Genomic DNA, 17372 nt, shown 5'->3' with positions numbered 1-17372 from the left:
ATGACACCCCCCGCGCCCCCTCAACCCCCCACGGTCATCGTGATCGCCGGCGTGTCCGGCAGCGGCAAGACCACGATCGGGAACCTCCTCGCCGAACGGCTCGGCTGGGAGTACGCCGAGGCCGACAGGTTCCACTCCGAGGCCAACATCGAGAAGATGCGCTCGGGCCATCCCCTCACCGACGCCGACCGGCTCCCGTGGCTGCACGCCATCGCCGCCTGGGTCGACGACCGCCTCGCCACGGGCCGTCCCGGCGTCGTCACCTGCTCCGCGCTCAAACGCCGCTACCGCGAGATCGTGGCGGGCGGCCGCCCCGGCGTCCGCATGGTCCTGCTGGACGGCGACCGCGACCTCATCGCCGCCCGCATGAGGGCCCGCAAGGGCCACTACTTCAAGGCCGACCTCCTCGACACCCAGTTCGCCGACCTGGAACTCCCGACCCCGGACGAGGACGTCCTCATGGCCCCCATCACGGGCCCGCCCGAGGAAACCGTCGCCCACCTCCTCAAAACCCTCAACCTCGACCCCGGGCGCGAGGCCGACCACGCGCCCGGCTGACCGTGCCCGGATGTCCGTTCCGAATTCCCTGGCACCAGCCCGATGCCAGGTTGAGGAGCACCACCGTTCGAGCCCACGACAAGACCTCCGATGGCGGCGATGCCCATGCCCGAAGAGCCGTCGTTCATCCGTGAAGACCTGCGAGAAGCGTTCGCCGCGCTCGAAGTGCTGCCCGGTATGCGTGCCGAACTCATCGATGGCGAGATCACCGGCCGTCTGCAGTAGCGGGGTCAGTGGCGGCGTTTGGCGGCCCAGTCTCGGATCTTGGCGATGCGCTTGCGGAGGTCGTCGGCGCTGGCCTGGGGGACGGCGGGGCCGCCGCAGGAGCGGCGGAGCTCGCTGTGGATGACGCCCTGCGGCTGGCCCGTCCGGTGGAACCAGGCGTTGACGAGGCCGTTCAGCTCGCGGCGCAGGGTCGCGAGGTCTTCGGCGGTGGTGCGGTCGGCGCGGGGGTCGCCGGTCTTCTTCTTGCGTTCGCCGGCGAGCTGGTCGGCCTGGCGTTTGCGCAGCAGCGCCGACACCTGGTCGGGTTCGAGCAGGCCGGGGATGCCGAGGTACTCCTCCTCCTCGGCGGAGCCGGGCTGGGCGTGCATGCCGAACTCGCCGCCGTCGTACAGGACGCGGTCGAACGTCGCGGACGCCTCGACGGTCTCGAACGGCAGCTCCTCGCCGACCGCGTCCGGCGTGTCCTTCTGCTGGTTGGCCTCGGCGAGGAGGTCGTCGTCGAGGCCGTCCTCGCGGACGGGACGGTCGAGGACGTGGTCGCGCTCCTCCTCCATGTCGGCGGCGTGGCCCATCAGTGTGGGGACGGAGGGCAGGAACACCGAGGCGGTCTCGCCGCGCCTGCGGGCGCGCACGAAACGGCCGATGGCCTGCGCGAAGAACAGCGGGGTGCTGGTGGACGTCGCGTACACGCCGACGCACAGGCGCGGGATGTCGACGCCCTCGGACACCATCCGGACCGCGACCATCCAGCGGTCGTCGGTGTCGGTGAACTGCTTGATCTTCTTGGACGCGGACGGGTCGTCCGACAGCACGATCGTGGCGCCCTGGCCGGTGACGGCGCGCAGCATCTTGGCGTAGGCGCGGGCGGTCTCGTGGTCGGTGGCGATCACCAGGCCGCCGGCGTCGGGGATGGCGCGGCGCAGCTCGGTGAGGCGGCGGTCGGCGGCGGCGAGGACCTGCTTGATCCAGTCGCCCTTCGGGTCGAGCGCGGCGCGCCACGCCTGGGCGGTCTGGTCCTGGGTGAGGGGCTCGCCGAGGGTCGCGGTGATCTCGTCGCCGGCCCGGGTGCGCCAGCGCATCTCCCCGGCGTACGCCAGGAAGATCACCGGGCGGACGACGCCGTCGGCGAGGGCGGGGCCGTAGCCGTAGGTGTAGTCGGCGCGGCTGCGGCGCACGCCGTCGGGGCCCTCGTCGTACTGGACGAACGGGATCGGGTTGATGTCGGTGCGGAACGGCGTGCCGGACAGCGCGAGGCGGCGCGTCGCGGGCTCGAACGCCTCGCGGACGGCGTCGCCCCAGGACAGCCCGTCGCCCGCGTGATGCACCTCGTCGAAGATCACCAGCGACTTGCGGGACTCGGTGCGGTTGCGGTGCAGCGCGGGACGCGCCGCGACGGTCGCGTAGGTGACGGCGATGCCGTCGAAGTCCTTGCCGACCGGGCCGTCGCCGTTCTGGTACTCGGGGTTGATCTTGATGCCGACGCGGGCCGCGGACTCGGCCCACTGCCGCTTGAGATGCTCGGTCGGGCACACGATCGTGATCGCCGCGATGACGCGGCGCTCCATCAGCTCGCGGGCGAGGCGGAGCGCGAACGTCGTCTTACCGGCGCCGGGCGTCGCGACGGTGAGGAAGTCGCGCGGGCCGGGCCCGGTGCCGTCCTGCCCGAAGTAGGCCTCCAGCGCGTGCTGCTGCCAGGCGCGCAGGGACGACGCCGTCCCCCAGGCGGCCCGCTCGGGGAAGGCGGGAGGCATGCTCGATGCGGCGAAGGTGCTCACGGTCATCGAAGGCTACCGAGCCCCACCGACAGATCGCGCCGCCGCGGCCTACTTGTGCTGAGATCCACAACCCGCGTTCGCCGTCAGCGGCCCCTGTACGCGGCCCAGGCGGCGCGGATCCTGCGGCCCTGGCCTGCGGTGAACTCCCGCATGCAGGTGTCGTGGGCGTAGTCCATGAAGTTGTGCACGGGATCGTCACCGCGTTGCGGGCATGTGTCGCGGTAGTCAGGACATCCTTCCGCCGGCGCCGCCTCGTACGGCGTGTCGGCCACCCCGTCGCCCGGCGGCAGGCACCCGCCCTCGAAGGTGTGGAGCAGCCCGAGCCAGTGCCCGATCTCGTGGACGGCCGTGTAACCGCGGTCGAACGACTTGTACGGCCCGCCCGGCAGGCTGCGGTAGTCGATGGTGACACCGTCCATGCGCGGGTCTTTCTTGTACTGGTGGGGGAACGTGGCGAAGCCGAGCACGTCGGTTCCCACGGCGGCGGTGAAGACGTTGAGCGTGCCGCGTCCGCCCTTGCGCAGGCGTTTCTTCATCGCGCGCTCGTACCTGCGCGGATGGTGGAACCACGAGGGCTTGTCCGTCCGGTCGTAGCCGGCGAGGCGGAACCTGACGCGCGTGTCGGCGCCGCCCTTCTTCCCCCCGTACGCGGCGTTCAGCGTGGAGACCTGCCGCTGGACGGCGGCCTTGGACAGCCGCCCCCTGCCCCCGCTGTGGACGACATGGAACCGCACCGGGACGACGACCTGACGCGGCCTGCGCAGCGCCGAATCGAGCCGGGTCTCATCGGACGTGCCGAACCGGTCGACGAGCGTCCGGCGAAGGTCGGCGAGCATCGCGACGACCTGGTCGTGGCCGAGATGGGCCCGGTCGCGGGGGTGCGTCCTTCGCGCGTCGCCTTCGGGAGGGCACCCGTCGTCGTGTGCCGCCGCTGGAGCGGCCTTGGCCCGCGTCCGGTCGAAGGCCCCCGTTCGGTCGAAGGCCCCCGTTCGGTCAGCGGCCCGCGTGCGGTCGGCGACCTGCCTGCGGTCACTCACCGAACCTGGAACGGCACTCGCTGTGACCAGTAGTGCGCAGAGCGAAACCCCGGCTATCCGCCGCATTGATCCCCCGTTGATGTGTACAAGCCCCGTGGAACTGGGAGGGCCCCGCGGTCATCCCCCGACCGCGGGACCTCTCACGCGCGCATGCCGATACCGGCGACGCGCCCTCGGCCGCCGCCGCTCAGCGGCGGCGGCCGGTCACTCGTCGCCTTCGCCGCCCGGCTTCATCGACTCGTAGATCTCCTTGCACTCCGGGCACACCGGGAACTTCTTCGGGTCCCGGTTCGGCACCCAGACCTTGCCGCAGAGCGCGATCACGGGCGTGCCGCTCACCGCGCTCTCGGTGATCTTGGCCTTCTTCACATAGTGCGCGAACCGCTCATGGTCGCCGTCACCGTGCGAGAGGTCCGGCCGCACATCTGTCTGGGTGTCGCCGTCGGGCAGGATCTTCGTACTCACGTGGTTCACCTTAGTTCAGCGTCGGGTCCTCGGGGAACGTGGAGACGAACGCCAGGTCGCCGCCCTGCCTGCGCAGCACCTGCCGCCACAGCCCGTCCGGGTCGGCGGCGAACACGTCCCCCGCCTCGGCCGGCACCAGATACCAGGAACCGTCCTCGATCTCCGCGCGCAGCTGCCCCGCCGACCATCCGGCGTAGCCGGCGAACACCCGGAACTGCAGCAGCTCGGCGGCCAGCAGGCCGGGCGGGGCCTCCAGGTCGACCAGGCCGACCCTGGCGACCTCGGTGCCGCCGTCCAGGGCGCGCCAGCCGAGCGGCTCGTCCTCGCCGGGGAGGCGGGCCAGGGCGAGCGCGTTCTCCAGCGCGACCGGGCCGCCCTGGAACACCACGGCCGGTCCGGTGACGAGTTCGGCCCACGGCGGCAGGACGCGATCGACCGGTACCTCGGTCGGCCGGTTGAGGACAACGCCGAGCGTCCCGCCCTCGATGTCGTGCTCGACCAGCAGGACGACGCTCCGCCGGAAATTCGGATCCTCCAGCTGAGGGGTCGCCACCAGCAGGAGCCCCACCCTGATCCCGTCTTCCATGCGTTCCATCATGCGTTGCGCGGACCTCCGGCGGCACGTCCCAGGGCTCGTTAGCCTGTTACGCATTCCTATCGATGGGGATATCGGCACCACAAGAACCTAGGTTGACAATGATCTAGGATCATCGGCCACCCGTTCGGCGCCAGCCGGCGGGCCGGGGAGGACAGCGATGCAGTTGCCCAGGGTCGTCATCGCCGCCGTGTTCTTCGTGATCGGAGCGCTGATCGCGATCCCGGCCCTGATCAACTGGGTGTCGCCGGACTCGGAGCGCGCCGCGTCCGCCAACACCACCAGCAGCCCGTCCCCCAGCCCCACCAAGCCGAGCGCGTCACCGTCCGGGTCGAAGCCCGGACAGGCGGTGACGGCCAGTGTCGGGTCGGTGTCGTGCCCGGCGCGGACGGTGAACGTCACCGTCCGCAACACCGGCGACAAGACCGAGGACTTCGCGATCGAGAAGAACGACGACACCGCCGCGATCCCCGGCCAGATCCGGCCGGACTCGTCCCGGACGGTGGCCGTCCGGCTCCGCGAGGACCGCCGCACCCGCATCACGGTCAACTGGGCGAACAAGCGGATCCAGACCAAGACCGTCACGGCGAACTGCGAGAAGGCCGGCGGCGGGCCGGGAGCGACGCCGAAGCCGACCAGGACCCCGCCGGACGAGCTGCCGAACACCGGGCCCGACGACCTCCTGTGGGCGCGCGCCGCGACCGGCGTCGGCATCATCCTCACCGGCGCGATCATCTTCTGGTACGGCGGGATCTGGCCCCGCCGCCGCGACCAGGTCTTCTCGAAGAAGAACTCCTAGGCCGCCTCCCTGCCTCACGCCTCGGTGCGGGGGCGGCCGCCGGCGGCCTCGCGGACGGCGCCGGCGACGCGGGTGCTGACCTCCGGGTGGAACACGCTCGGGACGATGTAGTTCGGGCCCAGCTCGTCCGGCGTCACGACCTCGGCGAGGGCTTTGGCGGCGGCGGCGAGCATGTCCAGCGTGACGCCGTCGGCCTGCGCGTCCAGGAGGCCGCGGAACACGCCCGGGAACGCCAGCACGTTGTTGATCTGGTTGGGGTAGTCGCTGCGGCCGGTGGCGACGACGGCGGCGTGCTCGCGGGCCTCGTCCGGCGACACCTCGGGCTCGGGGTTGGCGAGCGCGAACACGATCGCGTCGCCGTTCATCGTCGCGATGTCGTCGCCGTTCAGGATTCCGGGGGCCGACACGCCGATGAACACGTCGGCGTCCTTCACGGCGCCGCGCAGGTCGCCCGCGTAGCCGCCGGCGTTGGTGTTGCTCGCGATCCAGCGGAGCGAGTCGTCCAGGTCGTCGCGGCCCGCGTGGACGGCGCCGCGGTAGTCGCAGACGATGAGGTCGCGGGCGCCCGCGTGGATCAGCAGCTTCAGGATGGCGCTGCCCGCCGCGCCCGCGCCCGCCATCGTGATCCGGACGGAGCCGAGCTCCTTGCCGACGACGCCCAGCGCGTTCGTCAGCGCGGCGAGGACGCAGATCGCGGTGCCGTGCTGGTCGTCGTGGAAGACGGGGATGTCGAGCAGCTCGCGCAGCCGGGCCTCGACCTCGAAGCAGCGCGGCGCGGAGATGTCCTCCAGGTTGATGCCGCCGAACGCGGGCGCGATGATCTGCACGGTCCGGACGATCTCGTCGGTGTCCTGGGTGTCGAGGCAGATCGGCCAGGCGTCGATCCCGGCGAACCGCTTGAACAGCGCCGCCTTGCCCTCCATGACGGGCAGCGCGGCCTCCGGGCCGATGTTGCCGAGGCCGAGCACCGCGGAGCCGTCCGACACGACCGCGACGCTGTTGCGCTTGATCGTCAGCCGGCGGACGTCCTCGGGGTTGCGGGCGATCGCGAGGGAGACGCGGGCGACGCCGGGCGTGTACGCCATCGACAGCTCGTCGCGGTTGCGCAGCGGCACCTTGGACTGCATCTCGATCTTGCCGCCGAGGTGCATCAGGAAGGTCCGGTCACTGACCTTGTGGATCTTGACGGCCTCGATCTGCTCCAGCGCCGCGGCGATCGCCTCGGCGTGCTGGGTGTCGCGGGTCGCGATCGTGACGTCGATGCGGAGCGTCTCGTGCCCGGCGGTGTTGACGTCGAGGGCGGTGACGATGCCGCCGGCGTTCTCCACGACGTGGGTGATCTGGCTGACCGCCCGGCCTCCGGCCGGCACCTCCAGCCGCACGGTGATGGAGTACGACACGCTCGGCACGCTCGCCACGACAACTGCTCCCTCTGCTCCGGATGGGGGCCGCGGCCCGGCCCGGCCGACGGCTCAGAACGCCCGCGCCGCCCCGACGATGAGGTCGGCGGTCGCGGACGCGGGCAGCCTCGTCGCGTCGATCACGAGGTGGTAGAGCCGTGGATCGGCGGGGTCGACCCCGTAGAAGTGCTTCACGTAGGCCGTACGGGCGCGGTCATTGTCATCGAGCATACGCTCAACATCGCGGTCGGGAGGCCCGGTCGCTCGGGCTCGTCTCGAGGACGCCTCGGACGGCCCGGAAGCCTCGGAGAGCTCCGGCGGCTCGGCGGCGATGGCGCGGGCGAGGCGGCGTTCCCTCGGGCCGTCCAGCCGGACGTGCAGCGCGTCCTCCCGTCCGGCCAGCACGACCGCCGCCGCCCGGCCCAGCAGGACGGCCCCGCCGCGATCGGCCATGCGGGTGATGACGCTCTCGGTGCGCTCGACGAACTCCTCGGGCGGGACGAACCCGTGGTCGGGGATGTAGACGTCCATGCCGAGCGCGACGGTGGGCAGCCGCGCCGCCCCGGCGAGGATCCGGCCGATGCCGCTCTCGGCGCGGCCGTCGTGGGCGAGCGCCTCCTCCAGCGTGCAGCCGATCTCCCCGGCGACGAGCTCGGGGACTGCGCGGTCGACGAAGCGCAGCCCGAGCCGTTCCGCCACGGCGGGGCCGACGGTCGAACCGCCCGTCCCGTACGTGGCGGAGATGGTCACCACGCGCGCGCTCACATCCCGTCAATGCCCGCTCAGGGCATGGACGGAACTCACCACCGGAGCCGAACAGACCTGGTCAGAACAGGGCGGACTGAAGGGAGCGGCGGGCCTTGGCGACGCGCGGGTCGTCCGAAGGCATGACCTCGAACAGCGACAGCAGGTGCTTGCGCGCCGCGTCGCGGTCGTCGCCCGCGCTCGCCCGGACCGCCGACACCAGCCGCTCGAACGCCTGCTCCAGCCGTCCGGACACCATCTCCACGTCGGCCGCGCTGATCTGCGCCTGCACGTCGCCGGGCTTCTCCGCGGCCTCCTGGAGGACGCGCTCGGCGTCCAGCGACCGCACCCGGAGGCTCAGCTCGACCGCCGCGAGCCCCTGCTTGGCCTGGGCGTCGCGCGGGTCGGCCGCGAGGATCCGCTCGAACGCGGTCTTGGCGCCGTCCAGGTCACCGCTCTGGAGGGCGTCCTGCGCCTGCTGGTACACCGGGTCGGCGGCGGGCGCCTCTCCCTCGTCGGCGGCGAGCTCCTGCTCGCCCTCGGGGGCGTCCGGCAGGATGCCCTCCTTGCGCAGCGCCTCGAAGAGCTGGTCGATGGCCTGGCGCACCTGCGCCTCGGGCGCGGCGCCGTTCAGGAACGGCAGGAGCTGCCCGGCGACGACCGCCGCGACGAACGGGATGCCGCGCACGCCCATCTGCTGCATGTACGCGCCGAGCTGCGGGTTGGCGTCGATGTCGACCTTGGCGAGGATCCACTTGCCGGCCGCCTCGGTGGCGAGCTTCTCCAGGATCGGGGAGAGCTGCTTGCACGGCCCGCACCACTCGGCCCAGAAGTCCACGAGGACCGGGACGGACTGCGACCGTTCGACGACCTCGGTGTTGAACGTCTGGTCGGTGACGTCCACCACGTACTGCCCGGCGCCCCCGCCCGCACCCGCGGCCGCGCCGCCGCCCTGGGCCCGGCGTTCCTGCTGCTTCCTGGAGGCCGCCTGGCGCGCCCCCAGATCGATGGCCCCGTGCAACGAAAAGTCCCGAGAAGACATGGGTCCATCCTGCCCCATGACCGCCGGTGGCTGCGCGTCCGTCCGCTCCAAGCGGACCGCGCCGCCCGCGCCGGACGCCCATCCCGTCCCGATCCGGCGGATAGTTCGACAATTGTCCGCCTTTTTCTAATTCTCACCTTCGGCGCGGCGGGCAAAGAATCCAGGAGTACCGCCGTAAAGGCAAAAAGATTGCTGACAGCCATCACCAAGCCCGGTTATAGTCACCGTGTCGATGCATCGCGGCACGGCTAAAGCGACCGGCGCGCCGGGCCCGCCGAACGGCGGAGGCCCGGTCGGGCGGGCGGCGAGTGGCAGGGTTGGGGGACCGAGGCCACCGGCGCATCCGCCGCACCGGGCTCCCGGCCGGCGCCGCGACCGCATGACAAGCTATGGGGGGAATCTTGTGATCGCGGAGCATTCCGTGATCGTGGCCCGAGGAATGGGTGTCCGCCGCGGGGGGCGGTGGCTCCTGCGCCCGGTGACCTTCGGCGTTCCCGAAGGCGTGGTCGGCCTGGCCGGTCCACCTGGTGCCGGTAAATCCACTCTGCTGGCCACGTTCGCGACCTTGCGCAGGCCGAATGCCGGCGCGCTGCACATTCTCGGACACGACATCACGAACGCCACCGCCCTGCGCGCCGCGCGGGCCGGCATCGGATATCTGCCGGCGCGGTTCTCCCGCGCGGAGCACATGACCGCCGGCGAGTTCGTCGAGTACGCGGCGTACTACAAGCGGACGAGCGCGTCCACCGCGCGCTCCACGATGCGGCGGCTCGACCTCGCCGAGGCAGCCGGCACCGAGCTCGCGCTGCTGCCGGCCGACGTTCGCCTCCGCGCCGGGCTCGCCGCCGCCTGCGTCCACGAGCCGGACGTCGTCCTTCTGGACGATCCCTTCGGCGACCTGTGCGCCGCCGCCGAACCCTGGCCCACCGGCGCCGCGGGTCCCGGACGCCACGCGCTCACCGCCGCGATGGCCGAGCTGATCCCGGTCCTCCGCTCCCTCGCCCCGACGGTGATGATCACCGCCGACGCCCCGGAGACGCTCACCGGCTGGTGCGACCGGCTCCTCACGCTCGCCCGCGGCAGGCTGACCGAGCAGCCCACCCATTCGGCCGCCGCCCGCCGCGGCCGCACCCCCGCCGACCGCCGCGTCCTCGGCGCCATCGCCCAAGACGGCACAGCTCATGACGGCGCACGTCATGACGGCACGGCCCATGACGGCACGACTCATCCCGGCGCGGCTCGTCACGGCGCGGGCCCCGACGGTGCGGCCCCGCGGAAGAGGAACCCGGCGGGCCACCGCCGCCCCGCGCGGCTGGCACTGCCCCGGCCGGCGCTGCCGCAGCTGGCCCTGCCGCAACTGCCGCTGCCGCAGCTGGCCAGGCCGCGGGCGAGGCGGCCGCCCGCCGGGAGCGCCACCGGTGTCTGACCTGGGACGGGTGCTCCGGCTGGACGCCCGTCGCACGGCACTGCTGGTCGCGGTGCCGGTTCTGACCGCGGTCGGGACGACGGCGGCCGCGCTGTCGCTGTGCCCCACGGTCGCCTACTGGGACAACACCGTCGTCGCGCTGCTCAACGCCGTCCGCTACCTGGGGCCCGTCGCGGCGGGCCTGGCCGCGTGGACGGCGGTACGGGAACGTCCGCTCGACTATCTGCGCGACCTCACGGCCCGTTCACCCGCCACGGGCGTCCTGTTCGATCTGCTGCTGCTGTCCGCCGCCGCGCTGGCCTCATACCTCGCGGTGACGCTGGTGGTCGTCGTCGTCACGTTCGCGCAGGCGGAGGCCGGGAGCCCCCATCCGCTTGGCGTCGCCTCGGGGGCGGGCTCGCTCGTCCTGCACGTCGTCGTGGGTTATCTGACAGGACGCGTCGTGCCGCATCGCGCCACAGCGGCCCTGGTCGTGGCCGTGACGTCGGTGTGGGCGGCGGCTCGCGTCCCTGGCGTGTCGTGGTGGAGCCTGCTTCCCCCGGCGGCGTTCGACAACCTCGCCCTGTTCACCACCCTCCGTCCCGACGTCCTCGCCGACCAGGTCACCTGGACGGCCGGGCTGACCGCCGCGCTGATCCTCGGCTACGTGATGTGGGCGACGCGGCGCTTCCTGATCGTGCTGCCGCTGATCGTGGCGCTGGCCGCGACGGTCACCGCCACGCTCGGGCTGCACCGCTCCGGCGGCGGGACGGTCGCGCAGGTGGCGGCCGAGCCGGTGTGCCGCGAGTGGCCGCTGACCGTGTGCGTCCACCCCGCGCTGCGGGACGCGCTGCCCAGGCTGATGGCGGCTGCCACCCCCCTCGCCGCGCGGCTGAGCGGGACGCCGGGCGCGTTCACCACGGTGGAGCAGCGTCCGGCGTGGGCTCCGATCGCGGTCGCGGACGGCGTCGCCACCGTCCACGTCGACGAGCGGCTGTCGCCCGGGTACGCGGCGCGGGCCGTGCGGCAGATCAGCGAGAGCCTCAAGGACACCCGCACCTGCGTGGGCCCGCCGAACGGCTACCGCGCGATGGTCGACGCGTGGCTCCTCGGCGACGACTCCCCCGCCGTCTCCGATGTCCGCGCCGCGCGGCGGTTCGCCTCCTGGAGCGAGGGCCATCGCCGCGCCTGGCTGCGCCTCCATTTCGCCGCCTACCGGGCGTGCGCGCTCAGCCCGGCCGACTTCCGGACGACCGGTTCCCGCACCGTCCAGCCCGGACGGCAGACGGGACGCGCCGCGGCCGACTCGCGCGCCACCGTCCCGAAGCGAAAGACCCTGGGCCGCACAGGACACGCGGGCACCCCCGGGCACTTGGACAACCCCGGACACGCGGGCCACGGAGGCCACGCGGGGCACAGCGGGGGACGCGGCGGGCACCACGGAACGCGCGGAGGCTAAGACGGCGGACAGCCGAGTCGGCCTGGCCCGGCCCGGCGACCAGCGGGCCCTCCTTCGCCCACACCGACCTAACCGTCTCGCCAGATACGGGACGATCCAGGCGGGAAAGCCCCGTACATGGCTCGCTCGGAACAGAAGAACGACGCGCCCCGCAGCTCCTTCTCCGTTCTGCCCCGGCGGCTGCTCGCCCCCGCGCTGCTCGTCGTCGTGACCATCGCGGTCGTGGTGCTGGCCCAGCAGGCCCTGCGCGGCCTCCCCGGCTGGCTGAACCCGTTCGCCGAGGAGACGAAGGACCGCAGCGGGCCAGTCCTGCTGCAGTCGATCCGCGACCTGCACCGCTACGAGGCGGCGAGCGGCAACTACCAGGTCATCGTCGACCTGGAGAAGGACGCCAAGTTCCTGCCGGGCGCCCTGCGCGGCAAGCGCACCCTGTTCGTCGGGAACGGCTCCGTCGACGCGTACGTGGACTTCTCGAAGCTGGGCTCCGGCGCCATCAAGGTGAACGCCGACCGGACGTCCGCCACCATCACGCTGCCGCCCGCGCAGTTGGAGAAGACCAACCTGGACACGAAGCACAGCTACGTCCACGCCACCGAACGCGGCCTGTTCGACCGCTTCGGCGACTTCTTCAGCAGCAACCCGAACAACCAGCAGCAGCTCTACGTGCTGGCGTCGCAGAAGATCCAGGCGGCCGCCGCGCAGAGCGGCCTGAAGGAACGCGCCGACGCGAACACGAAGACGATGCTGGTGAACATGCTCAAGGCCCTCGGCTTCAAGACCGTGACCATCACCCCCTCATCCCAGTAGCGGGGGTCAGGGTCGCGGAGGGTCAGCAGAGCGCGTTCTCGATCGCCGCCCTGGCGGCCATGCCCTGCCGGTCGGCGGGCTCGCCGGCGAGCTGGCTCGCCATCGCGACGGTGACGGCCCGGCCGCCGTCCGCGCGGACGCCTTCGCGGATCTTGTAGCCGAGCATGTCGCCGCCGTGCGCCCAGTAGCCCGCGCGGTCGCAGCGCAGCGGGTACCAGAACAGGCCGAGCCCGTACCGGGAGCCCTCGTACGGGCCGTCCCATCGGGTCGGGACGGTCCGCTGCATCTGGGCGAGCAGCGGCGCCGGGACCAGCCGCCCGCCGATGAGCGCCCGGAAGAACCGGTTGTTGTCCCCGAGGGTGGTGATCATGGCGCCGGACGCGTCCGCCACGCTCGGGTCCAGCAGCGTGACGTCGGTCAGCGGCGCGTCCGCGCCGTACTGGTGGTAGCCGCGGACGAACGGCCGGCGCAGCGTGACGCGGTGTCCGGGCGCGTACGTGCCGTGGAGGCGGAGCGGGCGGATGACGCGGTCGCCGACCTCGTCCTGCCAGTCCTTGCCGGTCGCCCTCTTGATGATCATGCCGAGCAGGACATAGCCGGTGTTGGAGTAGTTCCACTTCGGCGTCCCGTCGGGGTGGGTCTCGCCGGGCTGGAAGTCGGGCTCGTGCCCTAGCGCCAGGCCAACGAGCCGGTCGGGCGTGTAATCGTCGAAGCGATGCTCGCGGTAGTAGTCCGCGCTCTCCAGCAGCGGGATGTCCAGCAGGAAGTTGCGCAGGCCGCTGGTGTGCTGGAGCAGATGGCGGACCGTGATCTTCCGTCCGTCGTTGCCGTTGCCGCGGACGAGCCCCGGCAGCCATCGCTCCACGGTGTCGTCCAGGCTGAGGCGTCCTTCACCGGTGAGCTGGAGCACCACGGTCGCGACGTACGTCTTGGTGATGCTGGCGGCGCGGAAATGAGCGCCGGGCGGGACGGGCCGTCCGGTCCGCAGGTCGGCGACGCCGGCGCGTGCGGCGATCCGTCCCTCCGGGGTGTGCGCCTCCGCGAGCACACCGGTGATGCCGAGCCCGTGCAGCCCTTCGACGTCGCGCTGGAGCCGGTCCCCGGGATCGGGGCCCGCCGATGCCGAGCCGGGCACGACCGAGCCGGGCGCGACCGCCACGCCCGCCGTGAGGATCAGGGCCCCGGTCACGGCCAGCGGCCCGTGCCTCCTCCGCGCACGCGCGGCGTCCGAGTGCATCGCCCGCTCCTCCAGTCCTCGTCGTCCGGTGCGGTGCGTCGAGGCTAGAGATCATGAACGTGCGGACACGATGCGGCTGGCCGGTGGGGTGGGACTGGTGCCAGCCCCACCCCCGCCTAGGCGGGCGAGCCCGTCAGGCAGTGGGGACGCGGAGGATGAGGGCGTCGCCCTGGCCCCCGCCGCCGCAGAGGCCGGCCGCGCCGACGCCGCCGCCCCGCCGCTTCAGCTCGTAAGCCAGGGTCAGGACGATGCGGGCGCCGGACATGCCGACCGGGTGGCCGAGCGCGATCGCGCCGCCGTTGACGTTGACCTTCTCGGGGCCGACGCCGAGGTCGCGCATCGACTGGACGCCGACCGACGCGAACGCCTCGTTGATCTCGATGAGGTCGAGGTCGTCCACGCTCAGGCCCTCCTTGCCGAGGGCGTGCCTGATCGCGTTGGACGGCTGCGACTGCAGCGAGTTGTCCGGCCCGGCGACGTTCCCGTGCGCGCCGATCTCGGCGAGCCAGGTCAGCCCCAGCTCCTCGGCCTTCGCCTTGGACATCACGACGACGGCCGCGGCGCCGTCGGAGATCTGCGAGGACGAGCCGGCGGTGATCGTCCCGTCCTTGCTGAACGCCGGGCGCAGCCTGCCGAGGGATTCGGCGGTGGTGTCGCCGCGGACGCCCTCGTCCGTGGCGAACACGACCGGCTCACCGCGCCGCTGCGGGATCTCGACGGGGGCGATCTCTTCGTCGAACACGCCGTTCTTGATGGCTTCGGCGGCGCGCTGGTGGGAGCGGGCGGAGAACTCGTCCTGCTCTTCGCGGGAGATGTTCAGCTTGGCGTTGTGGTGCTCGGTCGACTCGCCCATGGAAAGGCCGTCGAAGGCGTCGGTCAGCGCGTCGTGCGCCATGTGGTCGAGGACCTCGACGGAGCCGTACTTGTAGCCGCCGCGCGATTTCGGCAGCAGGTGCGGCGCCTGCGTCATCGACTCCATGCCGCCCGCGACGACGATGTCGAACTCGCCCGCCCGGATCAGCTGGTCGGCGAGCGCGATCGCGTCCAGCCCGGACAGGCACACCTTGTTGATGGTGACGGACGGGACGCTCATCGGGATGCCCGCCTTGACCGCCGCCTGCCGGGACGGGATCTGCCCCGCGCCCGCCTGCAGGACCTGGCCGAGGATCACGTACTGCACCTGCTCGCCGGACACGCCGGCCCGCTCCAGCGCCGCCTTGATCGCATGGGCGCCGAGATCGGCCGCGGAGAAGTCCTTCAGCGAGCCCGTCAGCCGTCCGATGGGGGTGCGCGCGCCGGCGACGATCACGGACATTCAGGGGCCTCCAAGGGGTGCGTAGGCGACGTTTGCCACGATACCCAGGAGGACACCGTCCGGTTCCGTTCGGCCCCGCCTGGCCGTCCGAGTAGGGAGAACGCCCGTGCTGACCCGTATCGACCACATCGGCATCGCCTGTCACGATCTCGAGGCCACCGCCGAGTTCTACAGGGCGACCTACGGCTTCGCCGACGCGCACTTCGAGGTGAACGAGGAGCAGGGCGTCCGGGAATGCATGCTCAAGATCAACGACACCGGGGACGGCGCGGCGAGCTACCTGCAGCTGATCCAGCCGATCCGGGACGACTCCGCGGTCGCCAAGTGGATGGCGAAGAACGGCGAGGGCGTGCACCACATCGCGTTCGGGACGGACGGGACCGTCGCCGACGAGGCCGCCGGCATCGCGGGCAAGGGCGTCCGCGTCCTGTACGACGCGCCGCGCAACGGATCCATGGGATCCTTGATCAACTTTTTGCACCCGAAGGACTGCCACGGCGTCCTCACCGAGCTCGTCCAGAAGCGCGAAGACCCTGCATGATCTTGCGGCGGCGGCACCGGAGGGCCCGCAGCGGCGGCGGCGCGGGGCCTGCGGCGCCGCCGCACCGGGGCGCGACCGGATCGTGACGTGTTCGATATCACCCGGCCGGACGGCCCGACACTGACCGCCGCTCTGTGACCGTTCAGACACATTTGGTGTATTTGTGGGCCCGGCACCTGCGGTCTCTCGGACCCGGTGAGGCCAATCACAAAGCAGACAAACCACGCAGCGTGTCAAGATGAACCCCCAACACGGCAGTGTCGGGAGTAGGCTTCATTCGCCGGAAGAGGTCTGGGGCACTGAGCCCGTCATGGAGCCCGTCATGCCGTCATGCCAGGCGATCAACCGGTCCCCGGAACCACTGGTAGCCCCGTCACATCCAGGATTGAGCCACATGCAGTCCGACATCGACGCCCAGCTCAGCAACTTCTTCGAAGACACGCCCCCACGCGAGTTCGACGTGGTGCTCCGCGGCTACGACCGGCACCAGGTCGACGAGCACATCAAATCGCTCGACAACGAGGTCCGGCAGACCCGCGAGCAGACCCAGGCCCTGCAGCGGGAACTGTCGGACGCCCACCGTCAGCTTCAGGAACAGGAACGTCCCACCTACTCGGGGCTCGGCGCCCGCATCGAGCAGCTGCTCCGGCTGGCCGAGGAGCAGGCCACCGAGCTCGTGCAGGCCGCCAGGTCCGAGGCCAACGAGATCAAGGCCGCGGCCAAGGTCGACGCGGCCGAGCAGCGCGCCAACGCCGAGAGCGACGCGGCCGAGTTGCGCGCCAACGCCCAGCGCGAGGGCGACGACATGCGCGGCGCCGCCGAGCGCGAGGCCGAGGAGGTGCGCACGTCCGCCCGCCGCGAGGCCGACGAGCTGACCTCCACGACCGAGCGCGAGGTGGCCAAGCTGCGCGCCACCGCCGACCACGAGGTCGCCGAGAAGCGCGCAGCCGCCGAGCGTGAGATCGCGAAGCTGCGCACCACGACCGAGCGCGAGGTCGCGCAGCTGCGCGCGTCCACCAAGCGCGAGCGGGACGAGATCCTCACCACCGCCAAGCGGCAGGCCGACGAGATGCGGGCCCAGGCCCAGCGCATCCTGGAGGAGAGCGAGGCCCAGCGCGCCCAGGCGGAGGCCGAGTTCGAGATCCAGCTGGCCGCCCGCCGCGAGGAGGCCGACCGGCAGGACGCCGAGCGCCACTCGGCCGCCCAGGCCGCGACGCAGAAGCTGGTCGCCGAGGCGGAGCAGCGCGCCGCGTCGGCCGAGCAGCGGGCCGCGAAGGCGACCCAGCAGGCCGAGCAGACCCGGCGTGAGGCCGACTCGCACGCCAAGCAGCTCATGGCCAACGCCCGCAAGAACTCCGACAACGTCATCGCCGAGGCCAAGGCGCAGGCCGAGCAGCTGCTCGCCGAGACCAAGGCCGAGGCCGACCGCGTCCGGACGGCGGCGCAGCGGCAGGTGGACGAGCTCACCCGGCAGCGGGACAGCATCACCAGCCACCTCAACCAGCTGCGCCAGCTCATCGGCGGCGTCGCGCCGACGATGGGCGGCGACGCCGAGCTCGCCGCGGCCCCGGAGAAGGCCGCGATCCCCGCGGCCGACCCCAAGCCGGCCCCGGCGCAGCAGCAGGCGCAGCCGAAGCAGCAGCAGCCGGCCGCGAAGGGCGCGCCGGCCAAGCAGGGCCAGGCCAAGAAGTCCGACGAGGACGACGAGGACTGGTGGCAGGAGTGAGCCGGTTCACGACCGCGTGACGCGGTCGACGTGCGACGGGAAGCCTAGAGGCCGGAAACGCCTCTAGGCTTTCCTACGTCTTACCACGTAGTCGCCTGTCCGGGCCGGGCCGCCGGGTCGGCGGGCGGCTGCGGCCGGACGGAAAGAGGAGAGCGGCGTGCCCGACCAGACCCCCCACGAGGACGGCCCGGAGGCGACGCACGGCGACGCGCGGTCAGCGACCGACCGCAAGGTCCCAGCAC

17 protein-coding genes are annotated in these 17372 nt (G+C 72.1%); 8 read left to right on the top strand and 9 right to left on the bottom strand.

The window, feature by feature from the left end:
* Complete coding sequence (locus E1287_RS11655; protein ID WP_131964901.1) at positions 1-558, top strand: gluconokinase; 558 nt, start codon at positions 1-3, stop codon at positions 556-558.
* Between the two features lie 90 nt (positions 559-648).
* Positions 649-783 carry a hypothetical protein gene (locus tag E1287_RS46295; protein WP_279504271.1) on the top strand — a complete coding sequence of 45 codons (135 nt, stop codon included), beginning with the start codon at positions 649-651 and terminating at the stop codon, positions 781-783.
* 5 nt (positions 784-788) lie between these two features.
* Here E1287_RS46295 and E1287_RS11650 read toward each other — a convergent pair whose 3' ends face one another.
* The 4 genes from E1287_RS11650 to E1287_RS11635 form a co-directional block, all read right to left on the bottom strand.
* Positions 789-2534, bottom strand: coding sequence for a DEAD/DEAH box helicase (locus tag E1287_RS11650; RefSeq protein ID WP_207934153.1), 1746 nt, complete (start codon positions 2532-2534; stop codon positions 789-791).
* A 107-nt stretch (positions 2535-2641) separates the two neighbouring features.
* Complete coding sequence (locus tag E1287_RS11645; RefSeq protein ID WP_243718875.1) at positions 2642-3595, bottom strand: zinc metalloprotease; 954 nt, start codon at positions 3593-3595, stop codon at positions 2642-2644.
* Between the two features lie 204 nt (positions 3596-3799).
* Positions 3800-4060, bottom strand: coding sequence for a DUF3039 domain-containing protein (locus tag E1287_RS11640; protein ID WP_131964900.1), 261 nt, complete (start codon positions 4058-4060; stop codon positions 3800-3802).
* Positions 4061-4070: 10 nt separating this feature from the next.
* Positions 4071-4646 (bottom strand): YqgE/AlgH family protein, encoded by a 576-nt coding sequence (locus tag E1287_RS11635; protein ID WP_131964899.1) that lies wholly within the window; start codon positions 4644-4646, stop codon positions 4071-4073.
* Positions 4647-4815: 169 nt separating this feature from the next.
* Between E1287_RS11635 and E1287_RS11630 the strand changes: the two genes are divergently transcribed.
* Entirely contained in the window at positions 4816-5454 is a 639-nt protein-coding gene (locus tag E1287_RS11630) for a hypothetical protein (RefSeq protein ID WP_131964898.1), read from the top strand.
* A 14-nt stretch (positions 5455-5468) separates the two neighbouring features.
* On the opposite strand, the gene E1287_RS11625 is transcribed toward E1287_RS11630, so the two are convergent.
* From E1287_RS11625 to E1287_RS11615, 3 genes are all read right to left on the bottom strand, one after another.
* The gene (locus E1287_RS11625; RefSeq protein ID WP_131964897.1) at positions 5469-6872 is read right to left on the bottom strand and encodes an NAD-dependent malic enzyme; all 1404 of its coding nucleotides are present in this window, start codon (positions 6870-6872) and stop codon (positions 5469-5471) included.
* Positions 6873-6926: 54 nt separating this feature from the next.
* Positions 6927-7619 carry a cytidylate kinase-like family protein gene (locus E1287_RS11620; protein WP_131964896.1) on the bottom strand — a complete coding sequence of 231 codons (693 nt, stop codon included), beginning with the start codon at positions 7617-7619 and terminating at the stop codon, positions 6927-6929.
* 61 nt (positions 7620-7680) lie between these two features.
* Entirely contained in the window at positions 7681-8640 is a 960-nt protein-coding gene (locus E1287_RS11615) for a tetratricopeptide repeat protein (RefSeq protein ID WP_131964895.1), read from the bottom strand.
* 232 nt (positions 8641-8872) lie between these two features.
* Between E1287_RS11615 and E1287_RS11610 the strand changes: the two genes are divergently transcribed.
* The 3 genes from E1287_RS11610 (at position 8873) to E1287_RS11600 (ending at position 12311) form a co-directional block, all read left to right on the top strand.
* Positions 8873-10066, top strand: a complete 1194-nt coding sequence (locus E1287_RS11610; RefSeq protein WP_347813965.1) for an ATP-binding cassette domain-containing protein — start codon at positions 8873-8875, stop codon at positions 10064-10066.
* Positions 10059-11504: a hypothetical protein gene (locus E1287_RS11605; RefSeq protein ID WP_207934147.1), complete on the top strand. Its 1446-nt coding sequence runs from the start codon at positions 10059-10061 to the stop codon at positions 11502-11504. The genes E1287_RS11610 and E1287_RS11605 overlap by 8 nt, the downstream gene beginning before the upstream one ends.
* Before the next feature lie 117 nt (positions 11505-11621).
* On the top strand, positions 11622-12311 hold the full coding sequence (locus E1287_RS11600) for a DUF4230 domain-containing protein (protein ID WP_131964894.1): 690 nt from the start codon (positions 11622-11624) through the stop codon (positions 12309-12311).
* Between the two features lie 22 nt (positions 12312-12333).
* Here E1287_RS11600 and E1287_RS11595 read toward each other — a convergent pair whose 3' ends face one another.
* Both E1287_RS11595 and E1287_RS11590 read right to left on the bottom strand, forming a co-directional pair.
* The gene (locus E1287_RS11595) at positions 12334-13548 is read right to left on the bottom strand and encodes a serine hydrolase domain-containing protein (RefSeq protein ID WP_131964893.1); all 1215 of its coding nucleotides are present in this window, start codon (positions 13546-13548) and stop codon (positions 12334-12336) included.
* Positions 13549-13681: 133 nt separating this feature from the next.
* Positions 13682-14863, bottom strand: coding sequence for an acetyl-CoA C-acetyltransferase (locus E1287_RS11590; RefSeq protein WP_131964892.1), 1182 nt, complete (start codon positions 14861-14863; stop codon positions 13682-13684).
* 106 nt (positions 14864-14969) lie between these two features.
* Between E1287_RS11590 and mce the strand changes: the two genes are divergently transcribed.
* Together mce and E1287_RS11580 are read left to right on the top strand one after the other, a co-directional pair.
* Positions 14970-15404, top strand: a complete 435-nt coding sequence (gene mce / locus E1287_RS11585; protein ID WP_131964891.1) for a methylmalonyl-CoA epimerase — start codon at positions 14970-14972, stop codon at positions 15402-15404.
* Positions 15405-15798: 394 nt separating this feature from the next.
* The gene (locus tag E1287_RS11580; RefSeq protein WP_131964890.1) at positions 15799-17130 is read left to right on the top strand and encodes a DivIVA domain-containing protein; all 1332 of its coding nucleotides are present in this window, start codon (positions 15799-15801) and stop codon (positions 17128-17130) included.
* The last annotated feature ends 242 nt before the right edge of the window (positions 17131-17372 follow it).

Source organism: Actinomadura sp. KC06 (genome assembly GCF_004348735.1).
Lineage (GTDB): Bacteria > Actinomycetota > Actinomycetes > Streptosporangiales > Streptosporangiaceae > Spirillospora.
The sequence above is the reverse complement of the archived record's forward strand: the minus strand, read 5'-3'. Positions and strand labels throughout refer to the sequence as shown.

Coding starts and splice junctions, on each gene's coding strand:
- E1287_RS11635 (WP_131964899.1), bottom strand. CDS start 4,646: ATGGAAGACGGGATCAGGGTGGGGCTCCTGCTGGTGGCGACCCCTCAG.
- E1287_RS11615 (WP_131964895.1), bottom strand. CDS start 8,640: ATGTCTTCTCGGGACTTTTCGTTGCACGGGGCCATCGATCTGGGGGCG.
- E1287_RS11600 (WP_131964894.1), top strand. CDS start 11,622: ATGGCTCGCTCGGAACAGAAGAACGACGCGCCCCGCAGCTCCTTCTCC.
- E1287_RS11590 (WP_131964892.1), bottom strand. CDS start 14,863: ATGTCCGTGATCGTCGCCGGCGCGCGCACCCCCATCGGACGGCTGACG.
- E1287_RS11655 (WP_131964901.1), top strand. CDS start 1: ATGACACCCCCCGCGCCCCCTCAACCCCCCACGGTCATCGTGATCGCC.
- E1287_RS46295 (WP_279504271.1), top strand. CDS start 649: ATGGCGGCGATGCCCATGCCCGAAGAGCCGTCGTTCATCCGTGAAGAC.
- E1287_RS11580 (WP_131964890.1), top strand. CDS start 15,799: ATGCAGTCCGACATCGACGCCCAGCTCAGCAACTTCTTCGAAGACACG.
- E1287_RS11595 (WP_131964893.1), bottom strand. CDS start 13,548: ATGCACTCGGACGCCGCGCGTGCGCGGAGGAGGCACGGGCCGCTGGCC.
- E1287_RS11630 (WP_131964898.1), top strand. CDS start 4,816: ATGCAGTTGCCCAGGGTCGTCATCGCCGCCGTGTTCTTCGTGATCGGA.
- E1287_RS11610 (WP_347813965.1), top strand. CDS start 8,873: ATGCATCGCGGCACGGCTAAAGCGACCGGCGCGCCGGGCCCGCCGAAC.
- E1287_RS11650 (WP_207934153.1), bottom strand. CDS start 2,534: ATGCCTCCCGCCTTCCCCGAGCGGGCCGCCTGGGGGACGGCGTCGTCC.